Below are 13980 nucleotides of genomic sequence, written 5' to 3' on the forward strand. Positions count from 1 at the left end.
ATCAAAGGCTACTCTACCATGCAAAGAATGAAACATGGCATTCATAACACCCCCTACCAAGGTTATCGTTACGCTTCAAGTACGCTTGGCACGCGAATGTGAGAGTCACCTCACAAATGGAAGATCACCTCACTGAGCTTCCTTTCGATAGGCCTGCCAGGTAATCTGACTTTTTACTGATGCGTTAGTGCGTAATCAATCGCCGCACACACCGCTACCGCCTGTGCAGTATTACACTGCTCGGGCGTAGCCCGTGGGCTGTCCGGGTAGACTTCTGTCGTGGTTTTATAACGAGCGCTGGTGATACTGGCACAGAGGCCCAGTTGCTTGAGGGGATATTCAATCACACCGCGCGCAACCACCGGTGAACCGATAATTTCATTGTTGTCGTCGGCCGGGGCTATATGCGCGACCTTTTCTACCGCGGCGATCACCGATTGCTGAAACTCCGGCTGCGGGTTTTCGCTGTCGTCCACGAGATAGAAGCCATCAGGAATACCGCCCGGCGTGAACGACTTGCCGTCACGGGCGGCCAGTGCGGGGCGGAATTCGGTTTCGTCGGTGTCGGTGGTTTCGTGCAGGTCGATATGCATCACTACGCGATTGACCAGCGGCGCCACCAGGCGCATCAGTGCTGCGGATTCTTCGGCAGGACTGTTGTCATAGAAAGAACGGTTCGGGTCGATGGCGCTGGGGTTCCAGCGGTGGATACGCTCATAAGCCCAGGGGCTGACGCAGGGGGCCACCATAAGATTCACGCGACCGGCGTAATCCTCAGCATGCTGATCTACAAACAGTAGCGCGCCGTGAACGCCGCTGGTTTCGTAGCCATGCACCCCGCCTGTCACCAGCATCACCGGCAGATCGTTATTCCAATCACGGCTGCGGATCGCCACCAGCGGAAAGCATTCATCGCCATATTCAAGGCGACCGTACTCTTCCACATCGAAGCGCGAATGCAATTGCTCGATTTTACTCAACACCTCAGATTCGTAGCTGCGCTGACGGCACTGCCGCGACAACCACTGGTTGCATTCAGCATCGCCCCAAGGCTTGCCGGGGATACCGATAGAATAGGTTGCAGGTGTTGGACTCATGGCGTTTGTTCTCCGCTGTTTTCTGGGGCCGGTCAACTCATATTCGAGGCAACCACATCCCCATGGTAGCGGCAAAGATACCAATAGCCATAAAAACTGTCAGGAGCACCATAGTACTTACAAAGGCGGCCTGCACGAGCGGGCCTGCTTCGCGCCTCTTGCAAATGAAGTACCATTCCAGCATGGCCAGAGGCACCAGGTACTGCCCTACGCCCAGTGCGTACACAAAGGGGCCAGTGAAAGTCTCCCAATCAATTCCCCAACCACCCGTCAACGTCGCCCAACCCATCAGCGCCACACGTAAAAACCATACCGCGCTGGCAGCCATAAACAGGCGCATAGCCCAGCGCCGGTGCGCGACAATCCGGCCCGCCAATACGTTGCGTAGGGCTTGAAATGCAAACACCAGAATCAAGACACCATCGATGGAGATGGTGACCTGCGACCAGAGATTGCCCAGGCTGTGACGTGTCCAGATCATATACAGCCCGCCCACACTGCCAATCACGGCTGCCATCAAATAACTGCGGCCCAGCCAGCGATGGAAAGTAGGCGCATGTTTGCGCACGGCGGGAATCAGCTGCAATGGCCCGCCCCCAATCACAATCGCGGCCAGGAGCACGTGCGCGACCGCGGCAAGGTTGCCGAGGGTATCGCCCTCGCGAAAGCCAGCCGGCAGGTGCTCCAGGCTCTGCAAGCCGGACAGCCCAGACTGCGCAATGGGCGGATAGAACACAGCAAGAATATAGAAAAGGAACAACGCGTGGCCGAGCGCCGCGATAACAAACCAGGATGTCACCGCCAGATTGACGGCCCGCCGTGCATCGAATGGGCGGGGCAGTGTTGTACTGAGTACGGCGTCGTTCATTGTTTTTCTCCAGGCGATTGATTGCGGGGCTTTTACTAATGAGGCTCTCCATAGCTTTCACTGCGCAGTCCTCGTGATCTTGGGCGCTATATGCCCAGCGACCATGGTCAGCCTTTTCGCAGACCAGAACATCGCCCGTAGGCCGGATTTTGATCTCCCCCAAAAGGTGGAGATGGCGCAGCGCCCGCCTCCCTCGCAAGACTCATGACAGCCCAACGCACCTGGTTTAGCATGCAGCAATGAAGTCACCGCTCCCCAATACAGCCGCGCATAAAGTGCACCAGGCCAAAACTGAATTGCCCAAGCTCCCGGTCTGGCGACCCTGGCGCGGGCCATTTGAGCGCTGGCCACACCTGACCGATCCACTCATCGCTATCCTCGCCTTTGTACTGACGCTGCTGATGTGGTCGCGCCAAAGCGCAAGCGATGTGCTGGCCCTGCAGAGCCTGTGGGATGTCGCCGCTTTTCAATGCGCCTTCGTCGGCTGCTTCGCCCTGCTGTGGCGTCGCAGCTTCCCGTGGCAGGCGCACGCCGTGGCACTCGGAGCAACGCTGGTACTGGAGCTGGGCCTGCCCGCGGAAGGTATCGTTGCTCTGGCGTTTTCGCTCTACAGCCTTGGCAGATACGAGGCAAACACCCGCATCAGCTTGATCGCGGTCGTGGCGACACTTGCGTATATTGTTCTGGACGAGCGGATACCCGTTGAACCGACGGCCGGAGGTATCGTTGCCGTCGTGCTGGCATGGGCGTTGTGGCACACCGGCCGGCGGCTGCGCTTTCGCGGCGAACACCTGCGATTACTGCAAGAGCGCGCCGAGTACCTGGAACGCGAACGCCATGCGGAATCCGAGCGCGCTGTCGCAGCCGAACGCACCCGCATCGCGCGCGAAATGCATGATGTGGTGGCACACCAGGTCAGCCTGATGACCGTGCAGGCCGGCGCTGCCAGAACTATCTGTCGCAACAACCCGGAAGCCGCCAGCGAAGCCATGGCTGCGGTGGAAGCAGCGGGCCGTCAGGCTCTGGCAGAAATGCGACACCTGTTGGGCGTCCTGCGCCCCGTCAGTAACGAAACAACGCTTACGCCACAACCAGATCTGGGTGACCTACCCGCCCTGATCGAAAAGGTGCAACAAGTTCTGGCCAAAGTGGAATATGAAACCCGGGGTGAACTCAGCGGCATACCCGCCAGAACCGCCCTCGCCGCCTACCGCATCGTCCAGGAATCATTAACCAACGTGATCAAACATGTCGGTGCCGACGCTAGTGTGCATGTCAGTGTCCACGCAGAACCAAGTCAGGTAACCGTACGCATTCGCGATGACGGACAAGGCGTAAGGCAAACATCGACGACAGAACAAACCGATGGCGGACACGGTATTACGGGCATGCGCGAACGCGCTGATATACTCGGGGGATATTTACGCGCAGGCGCACTGGATCGCGGCGGCTTTGAAGTCTATGCAGAATTGCCCAGTGAAGATGGGGGAACACAATGATTCGTGTAATGGTGGTGGATGACCAGGCGCTAGTACGGCGCGGCTTCGCGCTGGTATTGGATAACGAACCCGATATTGAAGTAGTGGCCGAGGCCGGCACCGGCATCGAGGCAATTAATGCAGCCCGTGAACATCAGCCCGATATAATCCTGATGGACATTCGCATGCCGGAAATGGATGGCCTGGAAGCCACAGCACAAATCCTGACAACAAACGGCGCCACCAGCCGGGTCATCATCCTTACCACCTTCGATCCCGACGAATACGTATTCCGCGCACTTCAGGCCGGAGCCAGCGGCTTTGTACTGAAGGACATTCCGCCGGAATCCCTGGTAGAAGCCGTGCGCACCGTGGGCGATGGCGGCGCCATGCTGGCCCCGGGTATCACCAAGCGCCTGATCAGCGAATTCGCACAGAAGCTGGGAACCGGGCGTAACCTGGCCGAGCGACTGGAACGACTCACCTCCCGGGAGCGCGAAGTACTAACAGCAATTGCCGCCGGCAAGAGCAACGCCGAAATCGCCGAAGCCTTGTTTATCGGCCCGGCTACGGTAAAAACCCACGTTTCCAGCCTGCTATCAAAACTGGGGCTGCGCGATCGCGCCCAGGCCGTGGTGTTCGCGTATGAATGTGGGTTGGCCAATGTCGGAGAGCGCGATGTCGGTTTCTAGCGCAGTACATTCAACCTCACCAGAATCGCCACGCAACGCGCTGTGCAAGCTCGCAGCAGTATGCGGTTTACTTCTCGGCTTCTTTCTCACCCTGGGCGCATACGGGCATTTTGGTGCAGTTTGGGCAGACATTTGGCAATCGGATACCGCCCTGCAACGCCGCATACTGCTCATGCTGCCCGGCCTGATGCTCGCCGCCACCGCGGCATTAAATATCCTGTTCAGCAAACCGCTCTGGGAGGCTCGGGGGTATGCGCTGAACATCGGGCTAATAGGCAACCTGCTGACCGCGGCTTATCTTGCTTACTTGCTAGTGCGTGGGGTGCCAGACCATCCGATTGGAGTTTTTCTTACCATGGAAACTTCGTATGTCATTTTATTGGCGGGAATACGGGCGGGGCTGGTGTGGCCAGTAGTGACCAAACCAGCCACTGATGGGAAGAGTAGTTAGGAATCGATTTTCAGTCGGTCGCGCCAAATAGCCCCAGCTGCCCATCTACTAAAGAATCAAAATCCAGATCGATGAAGGGCAGGATGGTATCTTCGGCCGCTAGATTCCGAAAACGACCTTCCTCCCGATTACTCAACGTTTACCATGTATTTGATGGACGTACAAACTGCAACTGCTTGCGCTGTTCGGCGTTGTATGTGGACGGCAACGAGAAACTTCCGTTGCATTCTTGTAGCGCGCGTCGATAACGCAGGAACACAAGCCCAGTTGTCTCAACAGGTTTTCAATCACACCGCTCGAAACGACCGTTGCAGGGATGATGTCGTTATTGTCATCCGCCGGGCCGATTTGGGTAACTTTTTCTACCACCGCGATCACCGCCTGTTGGAATTCGGACTGCGGATTTTCGTCGCGGGCAGCCAGTGCGGGGCGGAATTCAGCGAAACTGGCGAATATTCTAGCACCCGAGCAGAAATACTCATCGCGCCAAATTTTGCACTAACTGGCATCAATTTACGCAACTGCTAGATTAAACTGAGTTTTCCCAGACCGTTTAGAGTGGCGAAATATGACAATATTGCCTGGTAGACCTGACGCAAATACGGGACCTGAGGCGTTTCGATTTCATAAATTAGCCCAGTCATTTCTTGCGGATCTGGGCTTTAAACTTATCAACGACCCATCAGTAATAATCAGCCCCTACCAGCAAACTCAGGCCACCTACCATTCCCCTTCTGGACTCTACATTTACACAGGGTTTGAGCCCGCCGACAGCAACGGTGCCTGTATCACTTTTGGGCGAAGGTGGTCAGCCGGCAAATTTGGCTACGTACTTTCAAATAATTACTCGCTGTTTGCTGCGGAACAAGGCGTTGAACTTCCAACGTCTTACACACTCGGGTATGGAAACGAAATCGATAACACCATCCGTCAAGTATTCAGCGACGTCGAGCGTACGCTACCCGGCATGCTCAGAAACATCGAACTCAGCACTTTGCAAACTCTGGAAGAGTTACCCGGTGGAGCAGTAGACTGGGCGACGCGTTTATTTGGGCAGCCCTACAAAGATCAGGTTGAGATCAGCAAATTTGATCAAAACCTTCTTTGCAAAGATTAAAGTCAGGAACGTTCCGGATCGTTGCTCAATCACTCACCTCAAACAGACCTCGCTGCCCATCCACTAACAAATCAAAATCGAGATCGATAAACGGAAATATGGCATCCGCCACCGGCTTCAGCTGCTTGACGATATAGTGCCGGTAATCGATCTGTAACTGTAATGATCTTGATGACCTAAGAGTGAGTAGCGCCACATGGTAAGCAAGTCTATGTATCGTTTATTGGTTATTACTTGGATAACTCTATTTGCAGGCTGCGCGCCGCCTAATGATTCAAGCGAGATTGAGATAACCGCAGTCAACGGTTCGAAAACAGACAACAACGAAATACAGTTCTGTTCGGATTTCACGGTTTCGGTAGAATCTACTCAAAAATTCTTCAAGAAAGCAGAGCCAATATCGCTTAAGCAATTACATGATAACTACGACTACCTACCCTGCTTCTCGTACGGAACAGCCAATGTCGGTGATGAAAGCTGTTCTTGGGAGATGAGAGCGGGAAACACCGCAGAGCTACAGTGCGGCAATACGGTACAGTACTTCGCCTGTGACATCTGCTTGAACGCTGAATAAAAACGCCGCCAAGTCCGCTTTTTCGTCATACCAATGCTCAATCGGTTACTTCGAACAGCCCCAGCTGCCCATCCACTAAAGAATCAAAATCCAGATCGATGAAGGGTAGGATGGCATCGGCCACGGGCTTCAGCTGCTTGTCGATATAGTGCTGGTAATCGACTGGTGACTGGCGGTAATCCACCGGCTCCGGGCCACTGAGGGTGATCACGTAGCGGATCCAGCCCTTGTTCTGATAGCGAGGTTCGAGCCCTTGCTGGCGGCGGTGTTCATCGGCCATTCTGGCCGCGCGCACCTGGGGCGGTATGTTCTTTACGTACTGCTCAAGCTTGCGCCGCAGCCGCTTGCGATAGACCAACTGCTCATCCATCTCCCCTACCCGGGTTTTCTCCACCGTCTCGCGGATATAGTCGGACGGGTCGTCACCCTTAAACACCATTCCGTAGAGCTTTGTCTGGAATTGCTTGGCCAATTCCGTCCAATCGCTGCGCACGGTTTCCAGGCCCTTGAATACGAGCTTTTCCTTATCCCCATTCACCACCAGGCCCGCATAGCGCTTCTTGGAGCCCGCCTCCGAGCCGCGAATAGTGGGCATCAAGAAGCGCTGGTAGTGGGTTTCGAATTCCAGCTCCAGTTCGCACGCCAATGCCAACTCGTCTTTGAGCTTGTTCTGCCAGCGCGTGTTGATCTCACTCGCCAGGCCATTGCCGATCGTATCTGCCTCTTCCGGGCTGGGCTTGCCACTCAGCCAGACAAACGTCGAGTCGGTATCGCCGTAGATGACCTGATGACCAAGTTCCTCAATCCAGCGCGCCGTCTGCTGCATGATCTCGTGGCCGCGCAGGGTGATGGAGCTGGCCAGGCGCGTGTCGTAGAAACGGCAGCCTCCGCTTCCCAGCACCCCATAAAATGAATTCATGATAATTTTGATCGCCTGGGAGCGGGCGGCATCCTGCGCCTGCTTGGCAATGTCGCGCTCCGCCCAGAGGTTGGTAATGATGTCTGGCAGGAAATGCTTGTCGCGGGAAAAGCGCGCGCCGCGAAAACCGGGGATGCTGTTTCCGCCCACCCAGTCCTCGCTCTCAGCCTCAGACTCGGCCTCAGCCAATCCCTCAATCAACCCAATAGGGTCGATCTTGAAAGTGCGGATAATGCTGGGATACAGGCTCTTGAAATCCAACACCAGCACGTTGTCGTACAGGCCCGGCCGAGAGTCCATCACATAGCCGCCTGGGCTGGCCAAGCCCCCATCGGCCGGCAGGTTGGGCGCTACATAGCGGCTGCGGTGTAGCTTGGGTAAATAGAGGTTGGTAAACGCCGCCACCGAGCCGCCGCTGCGGTCGAGCTCCAGGCCCGTGAGCTGTGCCCGCAGGCGCAGGTAATCCAGCAAGCGAGTGTGCTGGTAAATATCCCAAACCAGGCGGCAGTCTTCCAGGTTGTAGGCGGCGAGCTTGGGTTTGTTGTGGCGGAAGTCGTGTTCAATCGCCGCCAGGCGGTTGTCCACGTCTTCGGTGTCCTTGCCCCGCCCCAGCAACGTCTGGGCCACAAATTCCAGGCTGAAGCTTTCGAAGTTGTAGGTGGCGTTCTTCAGTCCGTCAATGCCGTCCAACACCACCCGCCCCGGCAGCGTCACAAAGCCCTGGTTGCCTTCGCGGCCATCTCGCCAGCGGGCGTCTTTGCCACCGCGCCCCAGCTTCAGGCGCAGGCCATGGCGCCCTGCCCGTTTCACCAGCAGCCGAAAATCAAAGTCCACCACCGCCCAACCGATGATGATGTCCGGGTCCAGAGATTGGATTCTGGCTTCCAGAGCCTGAAGTAGCGCCCGTTCGTCATCCACCCAGTGGATAGTGGTGTCGGCGGCCTCCGGATTACCGACCATCAGCACCTCTTCTACCCCATGGCCGTATAGACCAATGGAATACAACTCACCCTGGCCTGAGCACTCCACGTCCAGAGACACCACCTTGAAATCCGGCTGCACCTCGGCGCCCTTGAGGCGGACCTGCCGATACTCTGTATAGCCCTCTTTGGCCCGGGTCACGCCTTCAAAGTAGAGGCCACCGCGCACAAAGCGCTCCATCAGGTAACGGTCGTGGAGACGAAAATCTGCTTCAAATACCTCGATACCACGAGTTTGCAGCAGTCCCTGGGCCCGGCGGTGAGCATCGATGGTGGGGAAATACAGCATGGCCGCTTCCGCGCGACCAAAGGTCTGGAAGCCCAGCTGCTGCCAGTCGTGGGGGACGCCGGCCAGCGCCTCGGTTACCTGGGGCCGATCCGCCACCTTGACCATAAAGACCGGGCGCTCACCTTCAATAACCAGCTTGACCGGGCCCTCGGGCGTGGCCAGCCAGTAGTGGATACAGGTGCTGCCGCGCTGATCAAAGCTGTGGCGGGTGAGGAGGAATCCTTGGGGCAAGAGGCTGTACCGGGTTGAGGTCTGGGTTGGGAATTGTGTTGGTGATGGACGCCATTCTACTGGATAAATGAACAGATATCAGCAACATCCAGACCTGTACCAGAAGCCCCTGCGACCCTTACCAGAGCAATGATGCATTGCCATCAAATATGACAGAAGAAAATTTCTGAGACGCTCAGAGTGTGGCGACCAAAACGCGTTACCCCCATACGAAACATCCAGCGCATACCCACGCACCACAACATGCAATCAACACACATTCGTCGCGTCTGAGTACATTTTTGGCACCTAAAGCCAGTTGCGTCTCCGTACACCGAAAAAGGCTGTATTACACTTTTTAATTCATGGGTATAAAAGGAGTTACCTCGAATGAAACGGATTTTGAAATTTTCGCCTATCCTGGCGCCATTGGCTTTGGCGCTAAGCAGTGCCGCCTCGGCGAACCCCCTCGGCTTGACCGGACCACAGGACATGATTGTCCGGGTCGGCGGCTATTACATTGAGCCCAATGACGACCAGGTTAGCTTTGTCGACGAGACCTTCGAGTATTTCGATGCGTTCCGCTCAAACGTTGACCCAGGTTCCGAGTGGGGCTGGTATGGGAACCTCGAGTGGAAAGCGAACAAGCATTGGGGCATCGAGCTTGGCTATATGGATGGCGACAACCATACCAGCAGTCATGCTGACGGCTTTTTCACCTTCGGCTTCGGCGATGTCGACTATCGCGACGTGGTCAGTTTTGATGCCGACATCAGCACCCTGAGCCTGAAATACTACCCCCTGGATGAGACCTGCATGGTTCAGCCCTATATAGGCGGTGGCATTAGCTATACCGACTTCGGTGAGGGCAGTCTTAGACGTGAGCTGCGGGACGACCTGGCAGACTTTGGTCTGCGCGGTGACTTCGATATGGGGTATGCCTGGGGCTACACCTGGCAAATGGGTATGGATTTCAATTTCGGGCGCGATAGCTCCTGGCTGGTCAACGTCGCCGCAATGTACGCCAGATCCGAGACAGATCTGCGGGTACGGGTTTTTGACGACGTACCACCGCCCTCGGATATAGACCCTATTTTTGAGTCCTATTCCGGGGACTACAGCTATGATCCCTGGATGTTCAATCTGTCAGTGGGGTACAAATTCTCTTTCTGACTGACGCTCGATATTCGGCAGATTCTATTGGGCGCTTCGGCGCCCTTTTTTGTGGACGGGATCAATCAATCTGACGGCGTGCCTCATTGGACCGCCGGGTACGCGGCTCACGGACAATGTGCACCTGCTTGCGGTTATCCGCATTCTTCTTGGAATTCTTTTCCTTTTTCTTTGGCTGCTCGTTCTTTGGTTGCTTGCGCTCCTGGCGCGGAGCTGGCTTCGCCGCAGTATTGCGTCGTTCATTTGGCGCTTTGCGCTGCGACTGGCGCTGGGGCTGGGCGCGCTGGCTTTGTGGTTTGAGTGTGTCGCGCACCGCGCGGCGATCATTCGCTGGACGATCTACTGCAGAAACAATACGTGGGTCCCGAATACCGGTCGGCTTGCCCTCAACTTTAACTACCCTCTCGTCCCTGGTTACATTACGACCTGGGTTGCGGCGTTCACTGCCGCGGTCTTTTCGGCGATCGTTACGGCGGTCCCCACTCCGACTATCTGCCTGGAATGCCCGCCCCTTTGGCTTGGCTACGCCAACAAACCCGTTTGCGCCGTCCCAGCCACGATTCTCGCGCTCCTCACGACGATCCTTGCCTTTCTCACGACGATCATACCGGTATGGGTTACTGTCATGCCGATCCCGCCGCTTGTAACCGTCGTCATAAGCCTGCCGGCGCGGCGGCTTGTGGTGGTGCCCTCCCGCATAACGATGGCCGTGGCGGCGCAAGCGCGTATGCCAGCGATCATTGAAATTTGCCGAGATATAAAAGTTGGGGGCGGGATGCCAACGGCCACCCCAGTGACTGGCGCTGATCCAGTGGTCATGATGCCAACGATAGTAATGCCCCTGTCGATAGAAAACGTCGCTGCGGTCGTAGAATACGTAAACACCTAGCGTATCGTCGTAGTAGCGATAGCCGGGATCGGTGATCACTGAATAGGAGTAAACCGGAGGGGCCTCACGGACATAGGTGTTCCCGACGACCACAGGTGTAGATGGATAGGTAACACAGCCACCGAGCGTCAAAGTGATGGTGAGAGCGGCGAGTAATCGGTATGGGAGCCGGCGCATGGTGCGTTTTCCTTAGATTCACACCTGCTTTTTAACCCAGCGCAACTGAATCGTTGCTGAATTCACCCGAAATTGAGCAGAAAACAACCAGCACCGAGAAATGAGCACAACCACATGAAATCAGCTACCTTCCAGAAAGCTCAATTTTTACACGCTCATCTTCATTAGTAATAAATGGCAACATACGACTCGCCGTCATCCATGCCACACCAAATGCCATCAATCCTGTCGCTTCGACATAGTAAGTCAGCCGCTGGGTAATACCGCTAAAGTCTACCCCCAAAATATCGAGCAACTGCACGGACATAGCGCCAACCATGGCCACTGCGCAGACCCTATAAATTAGCCCCCTAACCTTCGCTTCTTTGGAACCTTTATTTCTAGCTCTCAGGTAAAACAGCCAACAAAAAATTGCGAGGATAATGAACATTGAAATTGCCGAGGCCGTATGGACAACCCCGGTCACCGTGGCTTCTCTAGCTGCCCCGCCATCAAACCGACCGGTAAAGCAATCGCATGGAAAAAATGCCACTGCTGCGACAGCGACTGCTGCAACTTTACTTAAGACAGCTTGAAACAAGGAATAGCCATTATACGACCAGAGAAAAGCCGATATTACGCAGAGAGAGCTAACGAATACGTTTCGGGCATTATCCGTTAAATGATATGACAGACTAATCGAGCTAATACTGACCCGAGGCGTCAGCAAGTCTGTAAAAGCCGCCAGTGACAACGCGATAAATCCCACGATAAATTTTGCCGTGTGGTGATCAATTTCTGTGTCTAGTGGTTTCCTATCCATGAACCCAACCTCGTTTATCCGGAGTTCCCAGCAGGTGGGCGTAGTTGGTCATCAATACCTAGGCATGTACCTGAATATCGAATTTCATTGAATACTGTTTTAGGCGATTTTGTCCTGTTCAGAACATTAGCAAACCTGACGACTGTTGCCTCGCTATATGACATGCCGCGGAATCCCTGCAGGACCAACGCGCGGCAATCTGGCCATCAAGATTTCTCTTACCGTTTGCTATGGCCCTAGATTAATGGATGGAAAGCTCAGCGGGTGTCAATGGGTGTCACAATGTTGATCTGACCCCATTTACTAACTGGTCCACAAGCAGGGGCCCTGGAAAACGTTGTAAGCACTGGAATGGGAAACTCTGAACTGGGTATTCTGGCTCAACCAGCAGCATCTCCTTGAACCCATTGGTAATATCCCGCCTGTGGAGTTTGAGGCACTATACGAACAGAGTCAGGCCGCTATTCCGCAAGCCGCTTGACTCAAACCAAATGGCCTCCGCGAAACTCGGGGCGGTTCAGATTACGTTGCATAAAATTTTTACCGGAAAAGCGGGCTGAGCGACCGCATGAAAGGTACACATAGTAAGCTGCCGGCGTACACCGACTTATTACATTGTTACCTCACTACTAATGATTTCAATATTGATGAACCATCTGAAAATAAATTATATCCTTGGTCAAATACTAGTAGCACATTAGAAGTAAAAATCAGCGGTAACACACAGCAGGGTGCCGTAAGAAAAACCACCACAAAAAACCGACCTAAACTATTATGATATGCAAGCCTCTTCTTTAAAACTGCGTATGCATCACCAATATCAACCTTCTTGTTTTCAATAATTTTTTGTAAAAAAATTTTATCTTGGCTCAAGAACGGTTTTTCAGACTCATAGAGTTTATTATTACGCTCCCTCGCATTAATGCTATTCAACGCCTCTCTAGCTTGGTCGCGAAGCCCAATAAGACTATTAACTTCTAATTTGAAATCCTGCAAGGTCTTATAAGCATATATTTGGGGAGACAACAGCTTAAACAAAATCACGAAAACCAAAAGAGAAAGACCGCACAACCAGTACCCGTAAAAGATAGGAGTTAAGTACCTCTCTAATTCTGTTAGCTTTGCCGCTCTCACGATCAATGGTGACAAGGTGAAAATCAGTATGAAAATTGATAGCTTTTGATTAAAAGCAAGTGATGACCACGTATTCCAGTTGTCGATCGGCCCTTTCCGGTCACTAATAATCGAAGATATTAAACCCAAAAAAAATCCAGCAAAAAAAGTCAGTACAAAAAATAGATGCCTGGGATCATAATTTATACCATCGGCTTTAAACATCAACAAAATAACCACTGGAAGAGAGATCGCCGTAAACAAAGATATTAATATTCGCTTGACGTAATTTTTAAAAATTTTCCCGGCCACAAAATTCATTTAACCCCGCTAATTTACTCAAAACCACATGAATCAAGTTGGACTTCAAACATACTCCGAACCGAGCATTCCAACTAAAAAACCGTCTACATGCAAGTACGACTCCATAATCGACGCAAACCTTTGTTCGCCCAGCACCGAAGGTGTATAGCCGATTAATTTATTAAACATTTTTCAACCTTGACTCAAGGAACGTGCCTAAAAACCAGACTGGCAATGTTGGCGAAAGCCATATAATTATTTCCATTAGTGCCTCTGATAATTTGACCCCCTTTATTAAAGAAATCCTTCAGGGCAAGCTAAAGCTTGCCCCTAGCAACTTATTATTTATGCAACTTGGTATGAATTACGCACTGCTATCGCTTCTTCAATCCAATCTGCAATATTCTCACTTATATGACTATAAACGCCTTGGCTTGTAATTTGCGGCGGATTTTTGAGCTTTACAATAGAAGACATTTTCTTTCCATTTATTGTGAAATCTTCAAACGGATTCCGCCCTTCCTTACCCTGCTCGCCAGATGAATTTTTAAGTTTGTGTACCTGAATTCCTAGCACCCCCTTTCCAGATTCCCAGGCCTTTTTAATTTCATATTTAATCCATTTCCTTCCTGCCGTTTTTTCACCAACAAGAACGATCACACATGACTTTCCCAACATCTGGCCATCGATCCAATTTTGGATAGCCTTATCCCCTCCCTTTGTGACTTCTTCCCAGTCATTATCGCTAGCAGGCTTATTTCCCTCTACCGAACCAATATTTCTGACAGTAGAAGCTCGCCAGTTATCATTAGAATAATGGAAACTATAAAATGCTTTTCTCGCCATAA

General features: G+C 53.3%; 14 protein-coding genes and 1 pseudogene. 8 read left to right on the top strand and 7 right to left on the bottom strand.

What is annotated here, in order from left to right; translation table 11 throughout:
* Positions 1 to 173: 173 nt before the first annotated feature.
* The gene (locus Q1A74_RS04975; RefSeq protein ID WP_299592927.1) at positions 174 to 1097 is read right to left on the bottom strand and encodes a M14 family metallocarboxypeptidase; all 924 of its coding nucleotides are present in this window, start codon (positions 1095 to 1097) and stop codon (positions 174 to 176) included.
* Positions 1098 to 1134: 37 nt separating this feature from the next.
* On the bottom strand, positions 1135 to 1965 hold the full coding sequence (locus tag Q1A74_RS04980; RefSeq protein WP_299592929.1) for a DUF2306 domain-containing protein: 831 nt from the start codon (positions 1963 to 1965) through the stop codon (positions 1135 to 1137).
* A 239-nt stretch (positions 1966 to 2204) separates the two neighbouring features.
* On the opposite strand from Q1A74_RS04980, the gene Q1A74_RS04985 reads away from it, so the two are divergent.
* From Q1A74_RS04985 to Q1A74_RS05010, 6 genes are all read left to right on the top strand, one after another.
* On the top strand, positions 2205 to 3464 hold the full coding sequence (locus Q1A74_RS04985; protein ID WP_299592931.1) for a sensor histidine kinase: 1260 nt from the start codon (positions 2205 to 2207) through the stop codon (positions 3462 to 3464).
* Positions 3461 to 4135 carry a response regulator transcription factor gene (locus Q1A74_RS04990; RefSeq protein ID WP_299592933.1) on the top strand — a complete coding sequence of 225 codons (675 nt, stop codon included), beginning with the start codon at positions 3461 to 3463 and terminating at the stop codon, positions 4133 to 4135. Before Q1A74_RS04985 ends, Q1A74_RS04990 begins: the two co-directional genes overlap by 4 nt.
* Positions 4122 to 4586, top strand: a complete 465-nt coding sequence (locus Q1A74_RS04995; RefSeq protein ID WP_299592935.1) for a hypothetical protein — start codon at positions 4122 to 4124, stop codon at positions 4584 to 4586. Before Q1A74_RS04990 ends, Q1A74_RS04995 begins: the two co-directional genes overlap by 14 nt.
* 267 nt (positions 4587 to 4853) lie before the next feature.
* Entirely contained in the window at positions 4854 to 5114 is a 261-nt protein-coding gene (locus Q1A74_RS05000; protein ID WP_299592937.1) for a hypothetical protein, read from the top strand.
* Between the two features lie 40 nt (positions 5115 to 5154).
* Positions 5155 to 5703, top strand: a complete 549-nt coding sequence (locus Q1A74_RS05005; RefSeq protein ID WP_299592939.1) for a hypothetical protein — start codon at positions 5155 to 5157, stop codon at positions 5701 to 5703.
* Positions 5704 to 5899: 196 nt separating this feature from the next.
* The gene (locus Q1A74_RS05010; protein ID WP_299592941.1) at positions 5900 to 6277 is read left to right on the top strand and encodes a hypothetical protein; all 378 of its coding nucleotides are present in this window, start codon (positions 5900 to 5902) and stop codon (positions 6275 to 6277) included.
* Between the two features lie 37 nt (positions 6278 to 6314).
* Here Q1A74_RS05010 and Q1A74_RS05015 read toward each other — a convergent pair whose 3' ends face one another.
* A complete protein-coding gene (locus Q1A74_RS05015) occupies positions 6315 to 8696 on the bottom strand; it encodes a DNA polymerase II (protein ID WP_299592943.1) in 2382 nt (793 codons plus the stop codon).
* A gap of 369 nt (positions 8697 to 9065) precedes the next feature.
* Here Q1A74_RS05015 and Q1A74_RS05020 point away from each other — a divergent pair, with 369 nt between their 5' ends.
* Entirely contained in the window at positions 9066 to 9848 is a 783-nt protein-coding gene (locus tag Q1A74_RS05020) for an OmpW family outer membrane protein (RefSeq protein ID WP_299592945.1), read from the top strand.
* A 61-nt stretch (positions 9849 to 9909) separates the two neighbouring features.
* Here Q1A74_RS05020 and Q1A74_RS05025 read toward each other — a convergent pair whose 3' ends face one another.
* Positions 9910 to 10914, bottom strand: coding sequence for a hypothetical protein (locus Q1A74_RS05025; RefSeq protein ID WP_299592947.1), 1005 nt, complete (start codon positions 10912 to 10914; stop codon positions 9910 to 9912).
* Between the two features lie 124 nt (positions 10915 to 11038).
* Positions 11039 to 11716: a DUF998 domain-containing protein gene (locus Q1A74_RS05030; RefSeq protein WP_299592949.1), complete on the bottom strand. Its 678-nt coding sequence runs from the start codon at positions 11714 to 11716 to the stop codon at positions 11039 to 11041.
* A gap of 307 nt (positions 11717 to 12023) precedes the next feature.
* Between Q1A74_RS05030 and Q1A74_RS05035 the strand changes: the two are divergent.
* Positions 12024 to 12197: pseudogene (locus tag Q1A74_RS05035) on the top strand (IS3 family transposase); the annotation flags it as partial.
* 137 nt (positions 12198 to 12334) lie between these two features.
* On the opposite strand, the gene Q1A74_RS05040 reads toward Q1A74_RS05035, so the two are convergent.
* Positions 12335 to 13150 (bottom strand): hypothetical protein, encoded by an 816-nt coding sequence (locus tag Q1A74_RS05040; RefSeq protein ID WP_299592951.1) that lies wholly within the window; start codon positions 13148 to 13150, stop codon positions 12335 to 12337.
* A 327-nt stretch (positions 13151 to 13477) separates the two neighbouring features.
* Positions 13478 to 13978 (bottom strand): TIR domain-containing protein, encoded by a 501-nt coding sequence (locus Q1A74_RS05045; RefSeq protein ID WP_299592953.1) that lies wholly within the window; start codon positions 13976 to 13978, stop codon positions 13478 to 13480.
* Between the last annotated feature and the right edge of the window lie 2 nt (positions 13979 to 13980).

The sequence above is a fragment of the uncultured Microbulbifer sp. genome (assembly GCF_947504145.1).
Taxonomy (GTDB): Bacteria; Pseudomonadota; Gammaproteobacteria; order Pseudomonadales; family Cellvibrionaceae; genus Microbulbifer.

Bases quoted from the DNA above. Each gene is read 5' to 3' on its own strand.
- Q1A74_RS05030 (WP_299592949.1), bottom strand. From the start codon at position 11,716: ATGGATAGGAAACCACTAGACACAGAAATTGATCACCACACGGCAAAA.
- Q1A74_RS05010 (WP_299592941.1), top strand. From the start codon at position 5,900: ATGGTAAGCAAGTCTATGTATCGTTTATTGGTTATTACTTGGATAACT.
- Q1A74_RS05025 (WP_299592947.1), bottom strand. From the start codon at position 10,914: ATGCGCCGGCTCCCATACCGATTACTCGCCGCTCTCACCATCACTTTG.
- Q1A74_RS04980 (WP_299592929.1), bottom strand. From the start codon at position 1,965: ATGAACGACGCCGTACTCAGTACAACACTGCCCCGCCCATTCGATGCA.
- Q1A74_RS04990 (WP_299592933.1), top strand. From the start codon at position 3,461: ATGATTCGTGTAATGGTGGTGGATGACCAGGCGCTAGTACGGCGCGGC.
- Q1A74_RS04975 (WP_299592927.1), bottom strand. From the start codon at position 1,097: ATGAGTCCAACACCTGCAACCTATTCTATCGGTATCCCCGGCAAGCCT.
- Q1A74_RS05020 (WP_299592945.1), top strand. From the start codon at position 9,066: ATGAAACGGATTTTGAAATTTTCGCCTATCCTGGCGCCATTGGCTTTG.
- Q1A74_RS04995 (WP_299592935.1), top strand. From the start codon at position 4,122: ATGTCGGTTTCTAGCGCAGTACATTCAACCTCACCAGAATCGCCACGC.
- Q1A74_RS05045 (WP_299592953.1), bottom strand. From the start codon at position 13,978: ATGGCGAGAAAAGCATTTTATAGTTTCCATTATTCTAATGATAACTGG.
- Q1A74_RS05040 (WP_299592951.1), bottom strand. From the start codon at position 13,150: ATGAATTTTGTGGCCGGGAAAATTTTTAAAAATTACGTCAAGCGAATA.
- Q1A74_RS05005 (WP_299592939.1), top strand. From the start codon at position 5,155: ATGACAATATTGCCTGGTAGACCTGACGCAAATACGGGACCTGAGGCG.
- Q1A74_RS04985 (WP_299592931.1), top strand. From the start codon at position 2,205: ATGAAGTCACCGCTCCCCAATACAGCCGCGCATAAAGTGCACCAGGCC.